Consider the following 21,155-nt stretch of genomic DNA (forward strand, 5'->3'; position numbering starts at 1 on the left):
GGGCGTCGCCCTGGTGGAGCGCGTAGGAGAGGCGCTGCCCGCGGCGTCGTCGGGTCGGGGAGGCGCATGGCGGGCTCGACGAGACGACCGGGGCCGCCGGAGCCGACGTTCGGATCGGACGAGCTACCGCGCATCAGCCCGGTCGGCCGCCGGTCGCGCCGACGCCTGCCCGCGACGGCGCTCCGAAGGTGTCGACGAGCGCGTCGACCAGAGACGCCGCGGCCGGTGCCGGGTCCGACGACGCCCACGCCACGTAGGAGTCGGGTCGTACCAGCAGGGCCGTCGTCCCGGTCCCGGTGAGGTCGAGCCGGCCCGCGACGACGTCGACACGATCCGACCACGGTTCGGCGACCGCAGCGAGCGTGCCCGTGCCGTCGACCAGCAGCGGTCTGGCGGTGCGGCACAGCTCGGCGAGCCGGACCCCGTCGACCATGAGGTCGGGCGCGAAGCCGCCGGCGAGCTCGTGGTCGCTGCGCGTCGGGTAGCGGACGTCGGCACCGGCCATCATCTCGGCGACGCGCCGCGCGTTCGCGCCGTCGGCGAGCAGTTCGGCCGTCCACTCGCGCAGCGCGGTGACCTCGGGTCCGGGGGCGACGAGCGCGGTCTGGGCCTGCGTCGACATCACGACGCGCCTGCTGGCGGGCATCCGTTCGACCTCGTAGCTGTCGAGCAGGCCGGCGGGTGCCCACCCGTTGACGGCCGCGGCCAGCTTCCAGCCGAGGTTGACCGCATCCTGCAGCCCGAGATTGAGGCCCGGGCCGCCGATCCCCCAGTGCACGTGGGCGGCGTCGCCGACGAGGAAGACCCGTCCGGCGCGGTACCGCTCGGCGATGCGGGAGTTCTGCCCGACCAGCCGGCGCAGCAGGAACGGGCCGTCGCCGGTCGGCGCGGTCAGCGGGACGTCGGCGCCCAGCACGCGGCGCAGGCTCGCCGCCATCTCGGCGAGGGTCAGCGGGCCGTCGGGCACGGGATCGTCGGCGGCGGGCCACTCGACCGTCGTCAGTGCCGGCGGCCTGCCGGGCAGCCGGGCGAACACGACGAGACCGCGCTCGGTGCGCAGGTGCCGGAACCCCGGCACCCGGCCGAAGCCGGGGACGTCGAGGGAGCCGGTCGGTTCGTGCACCCAGCCGGCCGGCACCTCGGCGTGCACCGAGCGTGAGACGGAGTCGTCGTTCGTCACTCCGGGGAAACCGATGCCGGCGAGGCGCCGGACCGTGCTGTGCCCGCCGTCGGCGCCGACGAGGAAACGGGCCTCGACCGCTCCTGATCCGGGCGAGAGGTCGACCCGTACGCCGTCGGCGGTCTCGGTGTATCCGGTGACCCCCGCACCCCACCTGACCTCGATGCCGAGTTCGACGGCGCGCGAGCGCAGGACCTGCTCGAGCCGGCGCTGCGGCACCGGCAGCAGATGCAGGGTTTGGTCGTCGAGACGCGAGAGATCGAGCGGCAGGGCTCCGAAGACGAATCCGGGAGCCGGCCGTGGCGGCTCGTCGGTCCCGGCCAGCGCGGCGTGCAGCCCACGCCGGTCGACGAGCCGTACGACCTGCCCGACCAGGCCGTTGGCCTTCGGTTCGGTCGCGGGCTCGCGCAGCTGTTCCACGACGAGCGGCCGCGCGCCCGCGAGGACGAGCTCGCAGGCGAGCATGAGCCCGTTCGGGCCCGCGCCCGCGATGACGACGTCGATCATGATGTGCTCCCCGAGGTCGGTGGTAGTCCGGCGGTGAGCCGGTCGAAGCCCTCCTGCAGCAGCGGTGCGAAGGGGACGGGCGGGTCCGCGCGCAGCCACAGCTCGGACGCCGACGAGACGACCGCGCCCACGGCGGCGGCGACGAGAGTGGGGTAGAGGTCGCGCCGCGGGTCGGTGCCCGTCCGTGCGGCGACGGCCTCGGCGAGCGCCGTCTGCGCTCCGGCGACGGCCTTCTGCAGCGCGCCGGCCAGTGCGGGCTCCTCGACCATCACCCGGACACCGTCGATCCACTGTCGGTCGGGCGGCGCGCCGTCGGTCTCGACGCCGAGCGCGAACCGCTCCTGCACGGCGGACCGGACGGCGTCCCACAGCGGCTCGTCGACGGGTCGCGCGCGCAACGCGTCGGCCAGCTGCTCGATGCGCTCACGGTGGCGGAACGCGATCGCATCGGCCTTCGTCGGGAAGTAGTTGCGGAACGTGCGGACCGAGACATCGGCTGCGGCGGCGATGTCCTCGACGCGGACGGCGTCGTACCCCCGCTCGACGACGAGCCGGACCGCGGCCCAGCTCAGCGCAACCCGCGTCGCACTCTTCTTCCGCTCCCGCAGCCCGCTCACACGACGAACCGTACGCACATCGTTGCCTGATCGGCAAAATTGCCTCTCAGGCAAATTTCAGCGTGACCGTGACCCCATCGGGTGACAGCCGTCGATGGGCACCTGGTTGGATCGAGCGCGGTGATGGGAGAAAACGGACGTCGACGCCTCCGCGTGGGCCTGCGGGCCGCGCGGGTCGTCGTGCTCGCCTGCAGCCTGGTCGCGGCCTCGGCCTGCGCGGTCGAGGAGCTGCCGTTGCCTGCGGTCCCGGGACCGTCGGTGACGACGGCACCCACCACGGCGCCGGCCCCGACCACGGCTCCGACCTCCGCTCCGACCTCCGCCCCGACCTCTGCCCCGAGGACGTCGGCGCCACGGACGAGCGCCGCGACGTCGGCACCTGCCGCCGCCCGGCCCCGCACGACGACGGCACCGGCGGCCGGACCGGCGGGCCGTCCGTTCAGCACCGTGATCACGTATTACTCCGCCTACGACAACGACCCGCCCGGCAGCCGCGCGATCGCGCACCCCAACGCGCGGCACTCGCAGGCAGGCGGCACCGGCACCTACGCCGATCCGCTGACCCTGGCGAGCGACCCGCGGGAGATCGCCGTCGGCACGCTCGTCTACGTCCCCACGGTGCAGAAGTACTTCGTGATGGAGGACGACTGCGAGTCGTGCATCGCCGAATGGGGCGACGGACGCGTCCCGCACCTCGACCTCTTCATGCCCAACGGGAACGACAGCAGCGTCACGGCCTGTCAGCACCAGCTGACACCTGAGGGCCGCGTCACGGTGGAGCTGAACCCGCCGCCGGGCCGGACGGTGTCGAGCACGCCGCTCTACTCCGGCGGCCGCTGCTTCTCGGGCTGAACGCCCGGGTCCGCGAACGCCCGGGCACCGGGCGTCTAGCTAGCGCGGTCGTGCGGGGGTGGCCCGCCGGGGTCGGGGCAGACCGCGGTCGCCGGTCCCGGCACCGCCGCCGGCGACGTCAGGGCGCGGCGTGACCGACGGCAGCTGCGTCGTGGGCGGCTCGCCCGGCGACGGCGCCACGGTGGGCATCGCGACGGTGAGCGGTTCGCCGGCGTCGTGGCGCGGACGGGGGAGGCGTGCGGGCGTGGGCCGTCGCAGCGGCGGCTCGGGCGCCACCGGAACACGTGGCGTGGGGACGGGAGCCGCCGGGACGCGAGCCGCAGGAACGGGCGGCGCAGGAACGGGCGGCGCAGGAACGGGCGGCGCGGCGACGCGCGTGGCGCGGACCGGCGTCGGGCCGGGCGTGGATGCGACCTGACGCCGCGGCTCGGGCGCGGAGGGACCGGGCATCGGACGCCTCGGAACACGCACCTGCCCGGCGCGTGCGGACACAGGTACCTGCGCCGGATGTGGGGATCTCGGAGCGTGCGCAGCGGGTGCCGACGACGGGGCCTCCGGGTCAGGGTCCGGCGACGCGTGCGCGGCGGGCGCGGACAGCGCGCGGTCGCGGTCCTGCGGCGGGACGTTCTCGAAGCGACCGATGCGGCGCAGCTTCTGCCAGCCCAGCCGGATGCCGGTGAGCGCCGCCGACACCGACTGGATGAGGACGGCGTACATGAGCTGGCGGTAGGCGAACTGCTGCAGCGGCAGGAGCCACAGGATCGCCATCTTCTCGCGTTCGAGCCGGAACGCGACGATGCCGGCGACGGTCTGGATGGCCAGGACGGCACCCCAGAGCACGAGCGTGCGGACGGTGTCGTCGAAGATCAGGCCGTAGACCAGCAGGATGTCGATCAGGGGCGCGATCAGCGGCAGCAGGACCTGGAAGATGCCGAGGTTGAGCAGCCCGCGCCGGGCATAGCGCCCTCCGGGCCCGCGCGTGCGCAGGGCGCCACGGTGCTTCCACAGCGACTGGATGGTGCCGTAGCTCCACCGGTAGCGCTGGCGCCACAGCTGGCCGAAGGTCGACGGCGCCTCCGTCCACGCCCGCGCGCGCTCCTCGTACACGACGCGCTTGCCGGCGATGCCGAGCGCCATCGTCAGGTCGGTGTCCTCGGCCAGCGTGTCGTCGCTGACACCCCCGACGGTCAGCAGGGCGGTGCGGCGGAACGCCCCGACCGCGCCCGGCACCGTCGTGATGCAGCCGAACACGTCCTGCATGCGCCGGTCGAGGTTGAACCCGATCACGTACTCGATGTGCTGCCAGCGCGTGACCAGGCTGGTCCGGTTGGCGACCTTGGCGTTGCCCGCGACCGCGCCGACGCTCGGGTCGGCGAACGGCTGGGCCAGCAGCCGCGCCGTGTCGACCTCGAAGATCGTGTCCCCGTCGAGCATCACGACGATCTCGTGCGACGCCGCGCGCACCCCGTTGTTGAGGGCGGCCGGCTTGCCCGCGTTGACCTGCCGGATGAGCCGGACGCCGGGGATGTCGAGGGCGTCGACGATGTCGGCGGTGCCGTCGGTGGAGCCGTCGTCGACGACGATGATCTCCACGGGGTGGTCGCTGGCCGCGACCGCGCGGACGGTTGCGGCGATGCACTCCTTCTCGTTGTAGGCCGGGATGATCACCGACACCGGCTCGGTGACCGGCGCCATCGGGGGATGCGTTTCGGCCCGGCGGGCCCGCCGTCGATGCACGACGGCCACGACCAGTACGAGGACGAGCCGGGCGATGACGAGCAGGCCGAGGACCAGCAACGCGATCTCGAAGACGCGGACGAACCACGTCGCGACGGAGACGCCGGTGACGAGGCCGAGCCCGAGGTTGTGGTCGCTCGTCGAGGCGGCCTGGTCGGCGGGCGGCAGACCCACGCCCTTGGTGACCGTGGTGAAGGTGTAGCCCTGGGCCTTGAGCTCGGGGATCAGCCGCTCCAGCGCGGCGACGGTCTCCGAGCGGTCGCCGCCGGCGTCGTGCATCAGGATGGCGCCGCCCGCGCCGTTCGCCGGCGTCGCCGCGGCGACGATCGAGTCGACGCCCTTGCGTTCCCAGTCGCGGCTGTCGATGTCGGTGAACGCCGCCACCAGCCCGCGGTCGCCGAGTTCGCGCACCACGGAGTACTGATTGTTGTCGAGCGCCAGCACCTCCGACGAGTACGGGGGTCGGACGAGGTAGCTGACCTGTCCGGTCGCGCCGGCGATGACGAGCTGGGTCTGGTCGATCTCGCGCGCGAGGCGGTCCTGCGACACCGTCGTCAGGTCGGGGTGGGTGAAGGTGTGGATGCCGATCTCGGAGCCGGAGTCGACGATCTCGCGCAGCAGGTCGGGGTGCTGCGCGCCGAGCGAGCCGAGCACGAAGAACGTGCCCGGCACCTCATAGCGCTGCAGGACGTCGAGGATCTGCGGGGTCCACTGCGGGTCGGGGCCGTCGTCGAAGGTGAGGGCGACGGTCTTCGAGGGGTAGCCGATGCTGTGCACCTGGCCGTGCGTCGCGTCGACGACGGAGCCGCCGTCCAGGACGGAGACCGGCACCTTGTCGACGGGCGCGCGCGGCGCCTGCCGCTCGGCGTCGGCGCTGACCTTGGGGTTGACCCAGCCGTTCAGGGCGAGGATCGACCCCATCATCGCGACGGCGACCGCGAGGAGCACCCACTTGGGCTTGGGGACGCGTCCGCGGCCGGGTTTCCGGCCGGGGCGGCTCACGGCGTGCCCGCAGGCGCGGCGTCGGGTTCGGGGTCCGCAGGTGGTGATGGTGTCCGGCTCGGCTGTCCGAAGGTGCGGGTCGGCCGGCTCCCGCCTCGGGTCGGGGTGGCCACGGGGGTGGTCGTCGGCGCTGCCGAGGTCGGGGCCGGCGACGTCGTCGGCGCGAGCGACGACGCGACCGGTGCCACCGCCCGCGAGGCGGCGTCCGTCCGGCGGGGCGGCTGTGGGGTCCGCGGGTCGTCGGCGTCGTGCGCCTCGAGGATGCCGGCGGTCTCGGGGTCGCCGGCGGCGACGCTGCCGAGCCCCGGCAGCGGCAGCAGCGGCGTCTCCTGGTGCGCGGCGAGGCTCACCCCGACGACGGCCATGTACAGCGCGCAGGTCGCCGCGGCCGCGTACGCCGCGAGCTTGATGCGCTTGCGGCGTCTGCCCGTCCCGTCGACGAACACCGGACCGTTCGGGCGGATGAGGACGGTCGACTCGACGTCGTCGACCGGCCGGATGACCACGGTGGACTCCACGTCGTCGTTCATGATCCGGTTCGTCCGTTCGGGGAGGTCGGGGCACTCGCGGCGTCGCGGAGGAGCCGGGTGAAGGCGAAGGGCTGCTGGTCGACGCCGCTGCAGTCGGGGCGCGCGTCCGGTGCGCCGGGGCAACCGCCGTTGTCGCGGCCGAGGGACCACAGCCGGACGTCCTGGACACCCAGGCCGGGCAGCCGCGCGGCGAGGCCGCGGGCGTCGTCGAGGGTCGTGACGGCGCCCGTGTCGGTGCGTCCGATCATGATGGTCGCCGCGAGGCCCGGGGTCGGCGAGATGGTCCCCAGCTGCGCCCGGACGGCCCCGGTCGCGTCGGACATCGCCTGCAGCCAGGGGCCGTCGTAGGAGAAGTTCATGACGAGCGGGTTCACCTCGAAGCGCACCCCGGCGTCGGCGACGGCCCGGGCGGTCTCGAGGCCGCGCTCGTCGATCCCGTCGTCGGCCCCTTCGACCTGCAGCGTGAGGCTCACGTCGACGCCGCGGGCCGCCTGGATCGTGTGCAGTGCCTCGGCGACCCGGTCGACGGGGACGTCGGTCTCGATGTCGACGTCGAGCCGGGTGGCGCCGGTCGCATCGAGGAGCCTGCCGTAGGCGGTCGCGAGGTCGGCGGCGGAGCCGCACGTGTTCTCGAGGTAGGCGCCGGTCGCCCCGCCGGTCGCGGCGGTGATCCTGCCGCCGCGGCCACGCACCTCGGCGAGCTGCGCGACCAACGGCGGGTCGTCGACGGCGCGGGTCCCGCCCCACGAGGGGGTGCAGGCACCGCCGGTTGCGAGCCCGAACGCCAGCGCGACGTCGTTGCCCGCGCCGGCGTCGGACATCGCGGTGATCGGTGGGTTCGACGCCGAGACGTCGACGTAGGGCGTGACCGAGAACCCGGCCTGCAGCGCCGACGTGGTGGTCACCGCGGGCGGCGTCCCGGACGAGCAGCCCGTCAGGAGGGCGACGAGGGCAGCCGCCGCCCCGACGAGACGCGCAGTGACCACGCAGCGTGGCACCAGTTGCCTCCAGTCGGGTGAATGACGTCGGTCCTCGGACGACCTCGGTCGGCGGATGATGGTCTGCTCCCACGAGGGTCTCGGCGCCGACGCGCGGCGCAGGCTCGTCGTCGAGCGGCCCCCACGAGGCTTGTCGGTGCCGAACCTTCGCGTGTTACAGCAGCTCGAAGCCGGTTTTGTGGTCACTTCCGGGTGCGGGCGGTCGTACCGCTCTCGCACCTTCAGCGACGTCTCACCGCCCGGAAGGTTGCCCGAGTCCGATGTGAGCTTTTCCACCCAGAGTGATCGGAGTAGGGCGCTATGCCTCAAAAGGAGTACGGAGCAGGTCTCAGTGGGCCTGCTCGGCGACCTCCTCGTCGCGTGCGACCGGCAGCGCGCCGCCCGTCGCGAGGGCGCGCTCGCGCTCGGCGGTCGGGACGTTCTCGAACTGGCCGATTCGGCGCAGCTTCTGCCAGCCCAACCGGATGCCGGTGACAGCCGTCGCGACGGATTGGATGAGGACGGCGTACATGAGCTGGCGGTAGGCGAACTGCTGCAGCGGCAGGAGCCACAGGATCGCCATCTTCTCGCGTTCGAGCCGGAACGCGACGATGCCGGCGACGGTCTGGATGGCCAGGACGGCACCCCAGAGCACGAGCGTGCGGACGGTGTCGTCGAAGATCAGGCCGTAGACCAGCAGGATGTCGATCAGGGGCGCGATCAGCGGCAGCAGGACCTGGAAGATGCCGAGGTTGAGCAGCCCGCGCCGCGCGTACCGGCCGGAGGCGCCGCTCGCCGCGACCGCACGCCGGTGCTTCCAGAGCGACTGGATGGTGCCGTAGCTCCAGCGGTAGCGCTGGCGCCACAGCTGGCCGAAGGTCGACGGCGCCTCGGTCCAGGCGCGGGCCCGCTCCTCGAAGACGATCCGCCAGCCCCCGATGCCCATGGCCACTGTGAGGTCGGTGTCCTCGGCGAGCGTGTCGTCGCTGACGCCGCCCACGTCGAGCAGGGCGGTGCGGCGGAACGCCCCGACGGCGCCGGGCACGGTGGTGATGCAGCCGAAGACGTCCTGCATGCGGCGGTCGAGGTTGAACCCGATCACGTACTCGATGTGCTGCCAGCGGGTGACGAGCTTCGTGCGGTTGGCGACCTTGGCGTTGCCCGCGACCGCGCCGACGGTCGGGTCGGCGAAGGGCTGGGCCAGCAGCCGGACGGTGTCGCGTTCGAAGATCGTGTCGCCGTCGAGCATCACGACGATCTCGTGCGACGCGGCGCGGATGCCGGCGTTCAACGCCGCCGGCTTCCCGGCGTTGACCTGCCGGATGAGCCGGACGCCGGGGATGTCGAGGGCTTCGACGATGTCGGCGGTGCCGTCGGTGGAGCCGTCGTCGACGACGATGATCTCCACGGGGTGGTCGCTGGCCGCGACCGCGCGGACGGTTGCGGCGATGCACTCCTTCTCGTTGTAGGCCGGGATGATCACCGACACCGGCTCGGAGACCGGCTCGGTCCGGGACGCGGCGCGGCGCGCCCGCCGCGAACGACGGGCGTGCACGACGGCGACCGCGAGGACCAGGACGAGCCGGACGATGACGAGCAGCCCCAGCACGAGCAGGGCCAGTTCCATCGCCCGGACGATCCACGTCGCGACGGTGACCCCGGTGACGAGGCCGAGCCCGAGGTTGCGGTCGCTCGTCGAGGCGACCTGGTCGGCAGGCGGGAGGCCGACGCCCTTGCTGACGGTGGTGAAGGTGTAGCCCTGGGCCTTGAGGTCCGGGATGAGGCGATCGAGAGCGGCGACGGTCTCGGAGCGGTCGCCGCCGGCGTCGTGCATCAGGATGGCGCCGCCCGCGCCGTTCGCCGGCGTCGCCGCGGCGACGATCGGGTCGACGCCCTTGCGTTCCCAGTCGCGGCTGTCGATGTCGGTGAACGCCGTCACGAAGCCGCGGTCGCCGAGCTCCCGGACGACGTCGAACTGGCTGTTGTCCAAGGCGGTGACCTCGGACGAGTACGGCGGCCGCACGAGGTAGCTCACCCGGTTCGTGGCGCCCGCGATGACGAGCTGGGTCTGGCTCAGCTCCCGGCCGAGGCGGTCCGTCGAGACGGTCGTCAGGTCGGGGTGGGTGAAGGTGTGGATGCCGATCTCGGAGCCGGAGTCGACGATCTCGCGCAGCAGGTCGGGGTGCTGCGCGCCGAGCGAGCCGAGCACGAAGAACGTGCCCGGCACCTCATAGCGCTGCAGGACGTCGAGGATCTGCGGGGTCCACTGCGGGTCGGGGCCGTCGTCGAAGGTGAGGGCGACGGTCTTCGACGGGTAGCCGAGGCTGCGCAGCCTACCGGCGGTGGCGTCGACGACCGAGCCGCCCTGCACGACCGAGAGCGGCACGCGTTCCTCGGGGCCGTGCGGGGCCTGCCGCTCGGCGTCGGTGCCGACCTTCGGGTTGACCAGGCCGTTCAGCGCGAGGACCGAGGCGACCATCGCCATCGCGACGACGAGGAAGACCCATTTCGGCCGGGGCACGCGGCCGCGGCCGAGGAGCCTGCCGGACCGGCTCACACGGCACCGTCCGCGGCGACCGTCGTGGTGGGTGCCGGTTCGGTCGTCGGCGGCTCACTGGGCGGCGGGGGCGGGGACGGATCGCTCGTGACGGGCGGTGGAGGTGGCTGCGTGGCCGGCGGCGGGTCGACCGGATCGGACGGCGGTGGCGGCGGTGGTGGCGGTGGCGGTGTATCGGTGTGACCGGACCCGGTCCCGGGATCGGTGGGCGCCGGGTCGGCACCGCCCTCGGTGTTCGGGGGCGGCGGCGTCGTACCGGGCGGGGGCGCCGGCGGTGCGGGCGTCACCGGCGCGGCGACGGGCGGGACCGCCGGTGCCGCGACCGGCGCGGCCGGTGCGACCGGTGCGACCGGTGCGATCAGCGGTGCGAGCACCGCCGCCGGCGCGGTCGGGGCCAGGGCGCCCGCTGACGCCACGGGCGCGATCGCGCGCGCCAGCGCCGCACCGAGCGGGACCGGTGGCCGGGTCGCGGGCCGTGCCGCACCCGGTCCGACGACCTCCTGCTCGGAGAGGATTCCGGCGGATTCGGGATCACCCGCCGCGACCGAACCGGACCCCGGCAGCGCGAACAGGGTGGTCTCCTGGTGGGCGGCGAGACTGACGCCGACCACGGCCATGTATGCGGCACACGCCGACGCGGCCACGTAGGCGACCCGCTTGACCCGCTTGCTGCGCCTGCCGGTTCCGTCGACGAAAACCGGGCCGCTGCCGTGCTCTGCTCGGCCCGGTTCGGGGATGGGTTCCCTGTCGCCGCTCATGTCACGTTCCGTTCGTTCCAGGCCGTCGGGACGGCGGTGACGTCCCGAGGGCTGCGGGGCGGAGGCGGCGGCGCCCGCGACGTGCCGTAGCGCCATCCTGCCTCCAAACAGCGTAAGCACTGCCCTTATGGGCGAATTAGGCGGAAGTGCCCGATAGACCGTGGCGCCGGGCACGCGTATCGCACGGACTCCCCCTGAACCCACGCTTCTTGCGGGTCCGTCGACGAGTTCGGCGGCGAGGCCGTCGGCGTTACAGCAGCTAGAAGCGATCTTCATTGCCCGACGTCAAGACTGAGAACGTTCTCAGGTTCGTGGGGCAGGCGGGCCGGTGGCGAGTGCCGCAGCCGCACGTCAGCGCGACCACGTCACTACGATGTGTCATCGACTAATCATGACTACCCCGAACAGAGCAATGGGTCGTGCGCGCGCGTTGCGGTCGGTGGGAGTGGCCAGTGGCCTCTCCGTCGTGCGTCGGCGAACGGTCCGGACGGGAGCCTTCGGCGGCCTGACCGGCGACGGGATGGCATCCTGCGCAGGGTGAACCGTCGGTCCGGCCGATCCGTGTACGTGGGGCAGAGGTGCGGCCGGCAGGTCTGCGAGGACCCCGACGAACGGTGCAGTAGGCGATGAGCTCGACGCAGGACAGCGCGCGGCCGCGGTGGCGGTCGTGGCTCGGCAGGGCGGCGGTGATCGTCGTCGCCGGGCTGGTCGCCGCCGGGTGCTCGGCGGGCGGGCAGGACGGCGGGTCGGCGGCGGCGACGACGCCTCCCGCCCCGACCCCCAGCCGTGCCTACGCCGCCGCTCAGGTGCAGGCGACCGTCACCTTCTACTCGGCCGCCGACAACGACCCGCCGGGCAGCACCGACATCGCCCATCCGTCGGACCGGCACCGCACGGCGGGTGGCTCCGGCACCTTCGAGGACCCGATCACGATGGCCACCGACGTCCGCGAGATCCCCGTCGGCGGCGTCGTGTACTCGCCCACCCTGCGGCGCTACTTCGTCATGGAGGACGACTGCGCGCCGTGCGTCCAGGAGTGGGGTGCGTCGAAGAAGGCGCACGTCGCCTTCTGGGTCGGCGGCGGCACGGACTCGCGGGTCGCGGCGTGCGAGGACTCGCTGACCTCGGCGCGCCCGGTGACGATCGAGTACGACCCGCCGCCGGGGTTGCCCGTCGACACCCGGCCCCTGTACTCCGACGGGAAGTGTTGGCCGGCGACCTCGCCGAGGGGGTGACCGCCGACCCGGCGGTTCGCGGTCCCGCACCGGCGGGACGGGTGCTGCAGGTGTGCCGCGCTCAGCGGCCGAACCAGCCGGGGGAGTCCAGGCCGATCGCGACGTCCGGGGCGAGCGTGCGCAGCGCCGCCTCGAAGGCGGGCATCGCGTCGCCGACCTGCTGGGCGCGCCGGGCACGGAGCCGCTCGAAGATCTCCGCCGAGAGGGCCAGCAGCTCGTGGCCGCGCGGCGTCACCGTCACGATCTTGCGCCGGGCGTCGGCCGGGTCGGCGTCGCGGCGGACGTAGCCGCGCTCCTCCAGCGCGTCGATCGTCTTTCCGGCCGCCTGCTTGCTGACGCCGAGCCGCTCGCCGAGCTCGACGGCCGTGGCCCCCGTGGGCCCGACGGCCTGCAGGGCGAAGCCGTGCAACGGGCGTGCCTCGGCATGGCCGCGCCCGGCCAGCTCGGCGTGCAGGTCGTCGACGAGGCCGCGGAAGGCGGCGAGCAGGCGAAGTGCGAGCTCGGCGCCGCTCATCGGGACGTGGGCGCGCCGCATCGGACTGGACGACATCGACAACCTCGTTTACGGTATGGACAACGTAGTTGTCGATTATAGGAGGTCCCGATGTCCGTCGCGCGCAGTGCCGAGGTCCGCAGTGCCGAGGTCCGTAGTGCCGAGGTCCGTAGTGCCGAGGTCCGTAGTGCCGAGGCCCGTAGTGCCGAGGTCCGCAGTGCCGAGGTCCGCAGTGCCGCCGTCCGCGGTGCCGTCGTACGGGATGGAGAGGCGCGCCGTACCGAGACGCCCAACGCCGTCATGACCACCTTCGCCTCCCCGACGCTCGGCGGTGCGGCCCAGGCGTTGTGGCAGGTCGAGATGGCGCCCGGCGCGTCCGGACCGGTGCACGTCATGGACGCGGAGCAGATCTGGCGGGCGGTCGCAGGCGGGGCGACGGTGCACCTCGGGGGCGTGGACGAGGGCGAGGACGTCCCGCTGGCGCCGGGCGACACGGTCGTGCTGCCCGCGGGCCTCGTGCGCCGGATCGAGGCCGATCCGGACGCGGGGTTCACCGCCGTCGTCACGGGGGCCGGCGGTGCGCGCGCCTGCGTCCCCGGCGGCGAGCCGGTCGTCCCCGGCTGGATCTCATGATCCGGCACGCGGTGCGTGACATGCTGTGACGATGTCCGCTGTCGCCGAGGAGGGAACCCGCCGCGCGGGTCGCCGGCCCGTCACGTCGCGATTCGAGATCGAGCACATCGCGCTCGACCTATTCGCCGAGCGTGGGTTCGACGCCACGACCGTCGACGACATCGCCCAGGCCGCCGGCATCGGCCGCCGGACCTTCTTCCGCTACTACGCCTCGAAGAACGACGTGCCCTGGGGCGCGTTCGACGAGCAGCTGACCAGGATGCGCTCGACGTTCGCCGCGCTGCCGCCGGACGTGCCGGTCATGCGGGCGGTGCGCGAGGTCGTCCTCGACTTCAACGACGTCGCTCCCGACGAGCAGCCCTGGCACCGGCAGCGGCTCCGGCTCATCCTGGGCACGCCGACGCTGCAGGCCTACTCGACGTTGCGGTACGCCGCGTGGCGCCAGGTCGTCGCCGACTTCGTGGCCGCGCGGCTCGGCACCACGCCCGACGACCTCGTGCCGTTGACGGTCGGCCACGCGAGCCTCGGGGCCGCGCTCGCCGCCTACGAGACGTGGCTGACCACGGACCACGACCTGCGGTCGCTGCTCGACGAGGCGTTCAGAGCGCTGGAGGCGGGCCTGGTGCCGACCGAGGCGGATGGCTCCTGAGGTTGCGCTCCTGAGGTGGCCCCCCTGACGTGACGCTGCGTGGTCCGTCGTCGCCGATGCGGCGACACGGAGTGACGCCTCGGGGGGACGAGGCGGGGTGGCGACGCAGTGCGCGTCGCCACCCCGAGTGCATTCGGATTGCCGTCGACCCATGTTTCCGTGCGGCGGTGCGTCGGTATTCGTCGGCGTCCGCCGGTGTGGAATTCGCTTTCCTTTCGCCTCCTCGGGCCGGGACGGAATTCGCTCAGCTCCCGGCCGTTCCCGCGGGGACGGCCGGCGCGTCCGTCGGCAGCGCGGGGGCGTCGGTCGGCAGCGCGGGGGCGTCGGTCGGCAGGGCGGGGGCGTCGGTCGGCAGCGGCGGCGCGGCGGGCAGGTCGGTCGGGACCGGCGGCACGGCGGGGACCGCCGGTACGTCGGTCGGGACCGGGGGGACTGCGGGGACGTCGGTCGGCAGCGACGGGTCCGGCGGGACGGCCGGGATGTCGGTGGGGACCGGCGGCACCGCCGGGACGTCCGTGGGTAGCGGCGGAGTCGGAACCGCAGGCACCTCGGGTACCGACGGGACCGGAGGCAGCTGGTCGGCGGCGTCCGGGGCCACCGCGGGGACCGGCGGCACCGCCGGCACCGCCGGCACCGCCGGCACCGGCGGCACCGCCGGCACCGCGGGGACCGCCGGCACCGGGACGAGCCCACCCAGCAGGCCGGGTACGAGCCCCTGCACGGTGACGAGGACGCCGTTGAGCAGGGTGCCCAACGGGGTCGCGGGTACGGCGGGGACGGCGGGGACGGCGGGGACGGCGGGGACGGCGGGGACGGCGGGGACGGCGGGGACGGCGGGGACGGCGGGGACGGCGGGGACGGCGGGGACGGCGGGGACGGCGGGCAGTTGCTCGGGTTCGGCCGAGGCGACCCCCGTGCCCAACACCACGGCCGAGCAGCCGGCCGCGAGGGCGACGAGCGAGGCTGCCAATCTGCGGGAGCGCACCGATTCCTCCTGACGAGAAGTGCGGGAACGAGTCGTCCGGAATGATGCGTCGACGCTTTACGGCGGACCAGGGTGCGGATCTCCGGCGCCCGGGAAACAACGCTGCTGATCGTCACGGAATGCAACGCCAACGGATCTGAACCCCTGAACGACGGTCACCTGACAGGGTGGGCCTGCTCGTGTGGGCCCGGGCGCGCCGCGCGACCCGCCGTCCGTCGCGGACCGGATCGGGTGGAGTTCACTCGACGGCGTACGAGTTCGGCGAATTGCTCACGAACGAGGGATGCGGTGACGGACCGTCACGAATCCGGCCCCGACGGCCACGAGTGGTGATCACGCCCGTGGGTCGACGCCGTCGCGACCGGCCCTGGCCACGGCGAACACGCCCATGCTCCGGCGCGTCGAGCCGTCGTCGCAGCTCACGCGGCCCGTGATACGGTTCCCGCCGGTTGCAGTCGTGTTTTCCTCGATCGTTGTGAAGCGTCCGTGGAGAGTGACGGTGGGCGCGGTCGACGGTCGAGGGGTCAACCCTCCCGCGTCGGCGACGTCCGCGCAGCCTCCGGCCGGCACGGTGCCGGCCGGATTCGCTTCACGTGTGGGAGAAACGCATGCCGCAGGGCACCGTCAAGTGGTTCAACGCCGAGAAGGGCTTCGGCTTCATCGCCACCGACGACAACGGACCGGACGTCTTCGTCCACTACTCGGCGATCCAGACGGACGGGTTCCGTACCCTCGAGGAGAACCAGCGGGTCGACTTCGAGGCCAGCCAGGGCGCCAAGGGCCCGCAGGCCGACTCGGTCCGCCCCATCTGATCGTCTCGCTCCACCCGATCCCTCGGGATCGCACCACGATGCCGGCGTCCTTCGGGACGTCGGCATCGCCGCGTTCAGGGGGTCTCCGGCCGGTGCCGTGCCCGCGGGCGCGACCCGGGGCCGGCGGGGGTTGCGTCGTCCGGCCGGCGAACCGGCGAGCGGAGCGACGACCGGGTCACTCCCGAACGGAGTAGCCGCCGACCCGCCCGTCCCAACCGGTCGACCGTCGGCGACTGGTCGGCCGGCGCCACTCGCGGAGGCGTCGACCCGCTCGTCTCGAATGTGGGCTCGGTCACCGCGAGCCGGGTTTCGTGTCGTTCCCGATGTCGCATCCTTGCGTTGCACGACATGTCAGGACGGTGCCGCGCAGGTGCCATTCCGGGAGCAGGCAGGAGGACGGACGATGTCTCGGTGGGACAGCTATCGCGCCGTGTACGGCGCGGAGCTGAGGGCAGCCGCCCGCGAGTACGCGGATCACGGATGGCCATTGATTCCCGGGACGGGCTCGGACGTACTGCTGAGCACCGGTGAGGTACTCGACGTCGTCGAGGTGCCCGACGAGCTGGGCCGCCGCGTGTGCGCCACGCTGCGCGCCCGCGGGCTCGTCGTCCCCGTGGCGGCGACCACGATCGGCACCTGGTGGTTCCCGATGACCGCGGGCTTCGGGCTGCCGCCCGAGCTGAGCCTGCACGCCGACGTCGTCCTGCACACCGACGGCATCGGGGTCGTCGCGCCGCCGAGCGAGCGGCCCGACGGATGGGTGCACTGGCGAGTCGCGCCCGGGCTCACCGGCTACTCGGTGCCCGATGCGGCGACAGTGATCGACGCCGTCATCGCCGCGGTGCGGTGGCGGGCCTCGGGAGGCGACGAGCAGCCGGGCGCCCAGCGGCCCGCAGCAGCCGTCGCAAAGGGGGCGCGGTCCCGGTCCTGACCGGGTCGACCGCAGCCGCATCCGGCTCGACGTCCCGCTGCCGCGGTGGTTCTCACCGCGCCGGGACGGCCGGGTGCACCGGTGTGGCGCCCGGGGGAGCATTTCTCCCCCGCCGCGCGGCCACACCTCGACGTGGCCGGGGCCGGCGGAACACCGGCGGCCCCGGCCAGAGTCATGATCGTGTCGCCGCGTCCGTTCCCGGACGACCTCGTGCATCCGCTGAGCGACCCTGCCGCCCCACCCTGGCCCGGGCGGGCACTATGGATCCGTGCAGACCTCGCAGGAGCAGCCCGCGCTGCCCGCGCCGCCGGCGGCCACGGCGACGTCGGTGACGCCGGCCCCCCGCGTGCCGCTGGGTGCGTTCGGGCCCCTCGACGACTCGGTCAAGCGCCGCGACCTGCGGCGGATGAAGCTCGTCGCCACGGGTTTCCTCGTCGGCGCGACGATCGTGTTCCTCGTCGGGCGTTACCTGGAGCTCCACGTGGGTGCCGGCTGGGGCTATATGCGCTCGGCGGGGGAGGCGGGCATGGTCGGCGCGCTCGCCGACTGGTTCGCCGTCACCGCGCTGTTCCGGCGGCCGCTCTCGCTGCCGATCCCGCACACCGCGATCATCCCGACCAAGAAGGACCAGATCGGCAACAGCCTCGGCGACTTCGTCGGCGAGAACTTCCTGTCCGAGGGCGTCGTGCGCGACAAGCTCGAGCGCGTCGGCATCGCCTCCCGGGTCGCGTCGTGGATCTCCCAGCGCGAGCACGCCGACCGGCTCACCGCCGAGCTCGCGACAGCCGCGCGCGGCATCGTCACCGTGTTGCGCGACGAGGACGTCCAGGACGTCATCGAGCAGGTGCTCGTCCGCAAGCTGCTGGAGAAGCCGATCGGGCCGCCGCTGGGCAAGGTGCTCGAAGGCGTGCTGGCCGACGGCGCCCACCACCGTCTCGTCGACCTCGTCTGCGACCGTGCCTACGACTGGGTCACCGCCAACCAGTCGACCGTGCTGCGCATCGTCCACGAGCGGGCACCGGGCTGGACGCCGCGGTTCGTCGACGAGATGTTGGCCGACAAGGTGTTCTCCGAGGTGCAGAACTTCGCCTGGGCGGTCAAGACCGATCCCGAGCACCCCATGCGCAAGGCCGTCGACACGTTCCTCATCGAGTTCGCCGGCGACCTGCAGAACGACGAGGCCACGATCGCCCGCGCCGAGCAGGTCAAGCAGCAGGTCGTCGACCACCCGGACGTGCAGGCGTTCATCGGGCAGGCGTGGGGCACGGTCAAGCGGATGATCCTCGACGCCGCCGACGACCCCTCCAGCGCGCTGCGCACCCGGGTGCGCGACGGCATCCAGGGGTTCGGCCACCGGCTCGCGTCCGACGCCGAGTTGCGCGGCAAGATCGACGGCTGGATCGCCGACGCCGCGGGCTACGTCGTCCGGCACTACCGCGGCGAGATCACGACGTTGATCACCGACACCGTCGCCCGCTGGGACGCCGAGGAGACCTCACGCAAGATCGAGCTGCAGGTGGGGCGCGACCTGCAGTTCATCCGGATCAACGGCACCGTCGTCGGTGCGCTGGCCGGGCTGGTCATCTACGCCGTCTCGCAGCTGATCTTCTTCTGACGACGCGCAGGCCACCGTCGTCCTGCCGGGTCCGGCGGAGCGTCGACGTGCGCGCCGGGTCCGGGCGCAACCTCACTGTCGTCCTGCGGGCTCGAGAGGACGCTCGGGTTGCGGCCTCACTTCCGAGCGCAACCTCAGGGTCGCGCGGACGGCGTTCGGGAGCCGTGGGGTTGCGGCCGGGCCGGGTCGGGCCGGCTCGGGTCGGGGGGTCGGGCGCGGCGCCCGGCCGGGCACCCTCGGACAAATGGGAGGACTTTGTCGGGGGTCCCCTCTACCCTCCGCCGCATGAGTGTGGCGGCGGTGCGGGTCGAGGGACTGACCAAGGCCTTCGGGGCGACCCGTGCCCTCGACGGGGTGGACCTGGAGATCCCCACCGGGACAGTGCTCGGTCTGCTCGGGCCCAACGGCGCGGGGAAGACCACCACGGTCCGCATCCTCACCACGTTGCTGCGGCCCGATGCCGGGCGCGCGACGGTCGCGGGGTTCGACGTCGTCGAGGAGCCGCAGCAGGTGCGGCGCGCGATCGGGCTGTCGGGCCAGTACGCGGCGGTCGACGAGAACCTCACCGGCGCCGAGAACCTGTACCTGGTCGGCCGGCTCTACGGTCTGTCGCGGTCCGCGGCACGGGCGCGGGCGGCGGAGCTGCTGGCCCGGTTCAAGCTCACCGAGGCGGCGGAACGCCCGTCGAAGACGTACTCGGGCGGTATGCGTCGCCGGCTCGACCTCGCGGGTGCGCTGGTGAGCGCGCCGCAGGTCGTCGTGCTCGACGAGCCGACCACCGGGCTCGACCCGCGCGGGCGGCTCGACACCTGGGCGATGATCTCCGAGCTGGTGTCGGACGGGGCGACGGTCCTGCTCACCACCCAGTATCTCGAGGAGGCCGACCAGCTGGCCGACCGGATCGTCGTCATCGACCGGGGGCGCGCGATCGCCGCGGGCACGGCCGACGAGCTCAAGTCGCAGGTGGGTGGCGAGCGGCTGCACGTCGTCGTCGGCAGGCCGGAGCAGGTGCGGTTCGCCGCGCAGGTGCTCGCCGACGTCGGTACCGCCGAGCCGCTGGTCGACGAGCACGTCCGCAAGGTGTCGGTGCCGGTCAGCGGCGGGACGAAGGCCCTGGTCGAGGCCCTGCGGCGGTTCGACGGCGAGGGCGTCGAGCTGCTCGACGTCGGACTGCAGCGCCCGACGTTGGACGACGTGTTCCTCCAGCTCACGGGCCATCTCGCCGAGGAGGAGCCGGCGGCGCCGCCGCAGAGGGGCAGGCGTCGGCGTCGCGACAAGAAGAACGAGGGGGCGAGCGCGTGACCGCGCTGACGCAGGCGGTGCGCGACAGCTCCGTCATCACCTGGCGCAACTGGGTCGGGATGAAGCGCGTGCCCGACGCGCTGATCGGGCTCACCGTGCAGCCGATCATGTTCGTGGTGCTGTTCGCGCTCGTGTTCGCGGGCAGTCTCGGCGGCGAGCAGTACCGGGAGTTCCTCGTCGCGGGGATCTTCGCGCAGACCGTGGCGTTCAACGTCTTCTTCACGACGATCGGCATGGCCAACGACCTGGGCAAGGGCATCATCGACCGGTTCCGGTCGCTGCCGATGTCGCGGGTCGCGGTCGTGCTCGGGCGAACGGTGTCCGACCTCGGGGTCACGCTGATCACGCTGGTCGTCATGTCGCTGACGGGGCTGATCGTCGGCTGGCGGATCCGGGGGAGCTTCCTCGACGCAGTGGCCGGGTACGGCCTGCTGCTGCTGTTCTCGTTCGCGATGTCGTGGATCGGCGTGCTCGTCGGCCTGATGGCGCGCAACGTCGAGGTCGCGCAGAGCGCGGGACTGATCTGGCTGTTCCCGCTGACCTTCGTGTCCAGTGCGTTCGTCTCGGTCCAGGGCTTCCCGGGCTGGCTGCAGCCGGTCGGGGAGTGGAACCCGGTCAGCGCGGTGGCCCGGGCCAGCCGGGAGCTGTTCGGCAACCCGACCCAGCTGCCCGGGTTCGCGGAGTCGACGGCGTGGCCCGCGCAGCACGCGGCGCTGTACGCGGCGTTGTCGTCGCTGGCGATCGTCGCGATCTTCCTGCCCTTGGCGGCGGCCCGGTACCGGAGGGTCGCGAGTCGCTAGGGCAGGTCGCCTCGCGCCGGAGCCTTCAGGTCAGGGAGCCGAGCGCGAGGCCGAGACCGGCCGCACCGAGACCGGCGAGGACCGAGCCCACGGCGTTGAGGACGGCGAACAGCCGCCCGCCGCCCGCGGTCAGCTGGACGGTCTCGTAGGCGAACGTCGAGTACGTGGTGAGCGCGCCGCAGAACCCGGTGCCGACGAGCGCGATCACCGCGGGACTCGCCGTCGACCCCAGGGTGAGGCCCAGGATGAAGGAGCCGACGGCGTTGACGGCGAAGGTGCCCCACGGGAAGCCGGTGGCGTGGCGTGACTGGACGAGCCGGTCGGTGAGGTAGCGCGCCGGCGCCCCGACGACCGCCCCGGCGACGACGAGCAGCGCCGTGAGTCCGGGGTTCACCGCGCCGTCCTCCGGGCGGCGATGCGCCGCCGGTACACCAGCCGGGTCACCTCGAGGCCGGCCCATGCCGCGATCACCGCGGCGACGAGTGTCAGGCCGAGGTAGCCGAAGGCGGAGCCGATCCGGTGCGCGGCGACGAGGTGCTGGGCGTCGACGGAGTAGGTCGAGAACGTCGTGAAGCCGCCGAGGATGCCGGTCGCGAGGAACGGCCGGGCGAGCGGGTGGGGGTCGGTCAGCTCGGTCACCGCGACGACCACCACCCCGATCAGGAAGCAGCCGAGGACGTTGATCCCGAACGTCGCCCAGGGGAAGCTGCCGGGCGGCGTCGGGATCGCGAGCCCGACGGCCCAGCGGCCGATCGCGCCGATCGCGCCGCCGACGGCGACCGCGCCGAACGCGCGGGCCTGTCCGCGCAGCGGCTCCAGCGGGTTGGCGGGTGGGGCGAAGACCTCTTCCTCGCCGGTTCCCGGCAGCGGTGCGGTCACGGTTCCTCCCCGTCCTGTCCGGGCCGTCCCGGCATTACCCGGCGGACCCTATCCGCGGCCTCGGAGCGGTGACACATGCCACGTGACCTGCGCAAGCAGTCTGC

General features: G+C 73.3%; 21 protein-coding genes. 9 read left to right on the forward strand and 12 right to left on the reverse strand.

The window, feature by feature from the left end; translation table 11 throughout:
- Positions 1–133 precede the first annotated feature (133 nt).
- Genes PSED_RS02940 through PSED_RS02950 form a run of 3 tightly spaced genes read right to left on the reverse strand, consistent with a single transcriptional unit; the run spans position 134 to position 2,759 of the window.
- A complete protein-coding gene (locus tag PSED_RS02940) occupies positions 134–1,687 on the reverse strand; it encodes an FAD-dependent monooxygenase (protein ID WP_013672773.1) in 1,554 nt (517 codons plus the stop codon).
- The gene (locus PSED_RS02945; protein WP_013672774.1) at positions 1,684–2,304 is read right to left on the reverse strand and encodes an acyl-CoA-like ligand-binding transcription factor; all 621 of its coding nucleotides are present in this window, start codon (positions 2,302–2,304) and stop codon (positions 1,684–1,686) included. The genes PSED_RS02940 and PSED_RS02945 overlap by 4 nt, the downstream gene beginning before the upstream one ends.
- Positions 2,301–2,759, reverse strand: coding sequence for a hypothetical protein (locus PSED_RS02950; protein ID WP_158511286.1), 459 nt, complete (start codon positions 2,757–2,759; stop codon positions 2,301–2,303). The genes PSED_RS02945 and PSED_RS02950 overlap by 4 nt, the downstream gene beginning before the upstream one ends.
- On the opposite strand from PSED_RS02950, the gene PSED_RS02955 reads away from it, so the two are divergent.
- Complete coding sequence (locus PSED_RS02955; RefSeq protein ID WP_013672775.1) at positions 2,752–3,156, forward strand: ricin B lectin; 405 nt, start codon at positions 2,752–2,754, stop codon at positions 3,154–3,156. The two genes, PSED_RS02950 and PSED_RS02955, sit on opposite strands and share 8 nt — an antisense overlap.
- 39 nt (positions 3,157–3,195) lie before the next feature.
- On the opposite strand, the gene PSED_RS02960 is transcribed toward PSED_RS02955, so the two are convergent.
- The 5 genes from PSED_RS02960 to PSED_RS02980 form a co-directional block, all read right to left on the reverse strand.
- Positions 3,196–5,895 (reverse strand): bifunctional polysaccharide deacetylase/glycosyltransferase family 2 protein, encoded by a 2,700-nt coding sequence (locus PSED_RS02960; RefSeq protein WP_013672776.1) that lies wholly within the window; start codon positions 5,893–5,895, stop codon positions 3,196–3,198.
- Positions 5,892–6,425, reverse strand: coding sequence for a hypothetical protein (locus PSED_RS02965; RefSeq protein WP_013672777.1), 534 nt, complete (start codon positions 6,423–6,425; stop codon positions 5,892–5,894). Before PSED_RS02965 ends, PSED_RS02960 begins: the two co-directional genes overlap by 4 nt.
- A complete protein-coding gene (locus PSED_RS02970) occupies positions 6,422–7,411 on the reverse strand; it encodes a glycoside hydrolase family 18 protein (RefSeq protein ID WP_049803288.1) in 990 nt (329 codons plus the stop codon). The genes PSED_RS02965 and PSED_RS02970 overlap by 4 nt, the downstream gene beginning before the upstream one ends.
- Before the next feature lie 340 nt (positions 7,412–7,751).
- On the reverse strand, positions 7,752–9,959 hold the full coding sequence (locus PSED_RS02975) for a bifunctional polysaccharide deacetylase/glycosyltransferase family 2 protein (protein ID WP_013672779.1): 2,208 nt from the start codon (positions 9,957–9,959) through the stop codon (positions 7,752–7,754).
- The gene (locus tag PSED_RS02980) at positions 9,956–10,717 is read right to left on the reverse strand and encodes a hypothetical protein (RefSeq protein WP_049803289.1); all 762 of its coding nucleotides are present in this window, start codon (positions 10,715–10,717) and stop codon (positions 9,956–9,958) included. The genes PSED_RS02975 and PSED_RS02980 overlap by 4 nt, the downstream gene beginning before the upstream one ends.
- Before the next feature lie 626 nt (positions 10,718–11,343).
- On the opposite strand from PSED_RS02980, the gene PSED_RS02985 reads away from it, so the two are divergent.
- A complete protein-coding gene (locus PSED_RS02985) occupies positions 11,344–11,952 on the forward strand; it encodes a hypothetical protein (RefSeq protein WP_013672781.1) in 609 nt (202 codons plus the stop codon).
- 61 nt (positions 11,953–12,013) lie between these two features.
- Here PSED_RS02985 and PSED_RS02990 read toward each other — a convergent pair whose 3' ends face one another.
- On the reverse strand, positions 12,014–12,502 hold the full coding sequence (locus tag PSED_RS02990) for a MarR family winged helix-turn-helix transcriptional regulator (RefSeq protein WP_013672782.1): 489 nt from the start codon (positions 12,500–12,502) through the stop codon (positions 12,014–12,016).
- A gap of 54 nt (positions 12,503–12,556) precedes the next feature.
- Between PSED_RS02990 and PSED_RS02995 the strand changes: the two genes are divergently transcribed.
- A complete protein-coding gene (locus PSED_RS02995) occupies positions 12,557–13,078 on the forward strand; it encodes a cupin domain-containing protein (protein WP_013672783.1) in 522 nt (173 codons plus the stop codon).
- A gap of 31 nt (positions 13,079–13,109) precedes the next feature.
- Complete coding sequence (gene mftR / locus PSED_RS03000) at positions 13,110–13,727, forward strand: mycofactocin system transcriptional regulator MftR (RefSeq protein ID WP_013672784.1); 618 nt, start codon at positions 13,110–13,112, stop codon at positions 13,725–13,727.
- A 244-nt stretch (positions 13,728–13,971) separates the two neighbouring features.
- Here mftR and PSED_RS03005 read toward each other — a convergent pair whose 3' ends face one another.
- On the reverse strand, positions 13,972–14,712 hold the full coding sequence (locus PSED_RS03005) for a highly repetitive protein (protein ID WP_013672785.1): 741 nt from the start codon (positions 14,710–14,712) through the stop codon (positions 13,972–13,974).
- Between the two features lie 608 nt (positions 14,713–15,320).
- On the opposite strand from PSED_RS03005, the gene PSED_RS03010 reads away from it, so the two are divergent.
- The 5 genes from PSED_RS03010 to PSED_RS03030 all read left to right on the forward strand — a co-directional run bounded on the left by PSED_RS03010 (position 15,321) and on the right by PSED_RS03030 (position 20,172).
- Positions 15,321–15,524 carry a cold-shock protein gene (locus tag PSED_RS03010; protein ID WP_013672786.1) on the forward strand — a complete coding sequence of 68 codons (204 nt, stop codon included), beginning with the start codon at positions 15,321–15,323 and terminating at the stop codon, positions 15,522–15,524.
- Between the two features lie 403 nt (positions 15,525–15,927).
- The gene (locus PSED_RS03015) at positions 15,928–16,455 is read left to right on the forward strand and encodes a bifunctional DNA primase/polymerase (RefSeq protein ID WP_013672787.1); all 528 of its coding nucleotides are present in this window, start codon (positions 15,928–15,930) and stop codon (positions 16,453–16,455) included.
- Positions 16,456–16,723: 268 nt separating this feature from the next.
- On the forward strand, positions 16,724–18,070 hold the full coding sequence (locus PSED_RS03020) for a DUF445 domain-containing protein (protein ID WP_013672788.1): 1,347 nt from the start codon (positions 16,724–16,726) through the stop codon (positions 18,068–18,070).
- Positions 18,071–18,355: 285 nt separating this feature from the next.
- Positions 18,356–19,372 carry a daunorubicin resistance protein DrrA family ABC transporter ATP-binding protein gene (locus tag PSED_RS03025; RefSeq protein ID WP_013672789.1) on the forward strand — a complete coding sequence of 339 codons (1,017 nt, stop codon included), beginning with the start codon at positions 18,356–18,358 and terminating at the stop codon, positions 19,370–19,372.
- Positions 19,369–20,172: an ABC transporter permease gene (locus PSED_RS03030; protein WP_013672790.1), complete on the forward strand. Its 804-nt coding sequence runs from the start codon at positions 19,369–19,371 to the stop codon at positions 20,170–20,172. The genes PSED_RS03025 and PSED_RS03030 overlap by 4 nt, the downstream gene beginning before the upstream one ends.
- 25 nt (positions 20,173–20,197) lie before the next feature.
- On the opposite strand, the gene PSED_RS03035 is transcribed toward PSED_RS03030, so the two are convergent.
- Complete coding sequence (locus PSED_RS03035) at positions 20,198–20,566, reverse strand: fluoride efflux transporter FluC (RefSeq protein ID WP_013672791.1); 369 nt, start codon at positions 20,564–20,566, stop codon at positions 20,198–20,200.
- Positions 20,563–21,051 (reverse strand): fluoride efflux transporter CrcB, encoded by a 489-nt coding sequence (gene crcB / locus PSED_RS03040; RefSeq protein WP_013672792.1) that lies wholly within the window; start codon positions 21,049–21,051, stop codon positions 20,563–20,565. Before crcB ends, PSED_RS03035 begins: the two co-directional genes overlap by 4 nt.
- Between the last annotated feature and the right edge of the window lie 104 nt (positions 21,052–21,155).

This window comes from Pseudonocardia benzenivorans CB1190 (genome assembly GCF_000196675.2).
GTDB classification, from domain to species: domain Bacteria; phylum Actinomycetota; class Actinomycetes; order Mycobacteriales; family Pseudonocardiaceae; genus Pseudonocardia; species Pseudonocardia benzenivorans.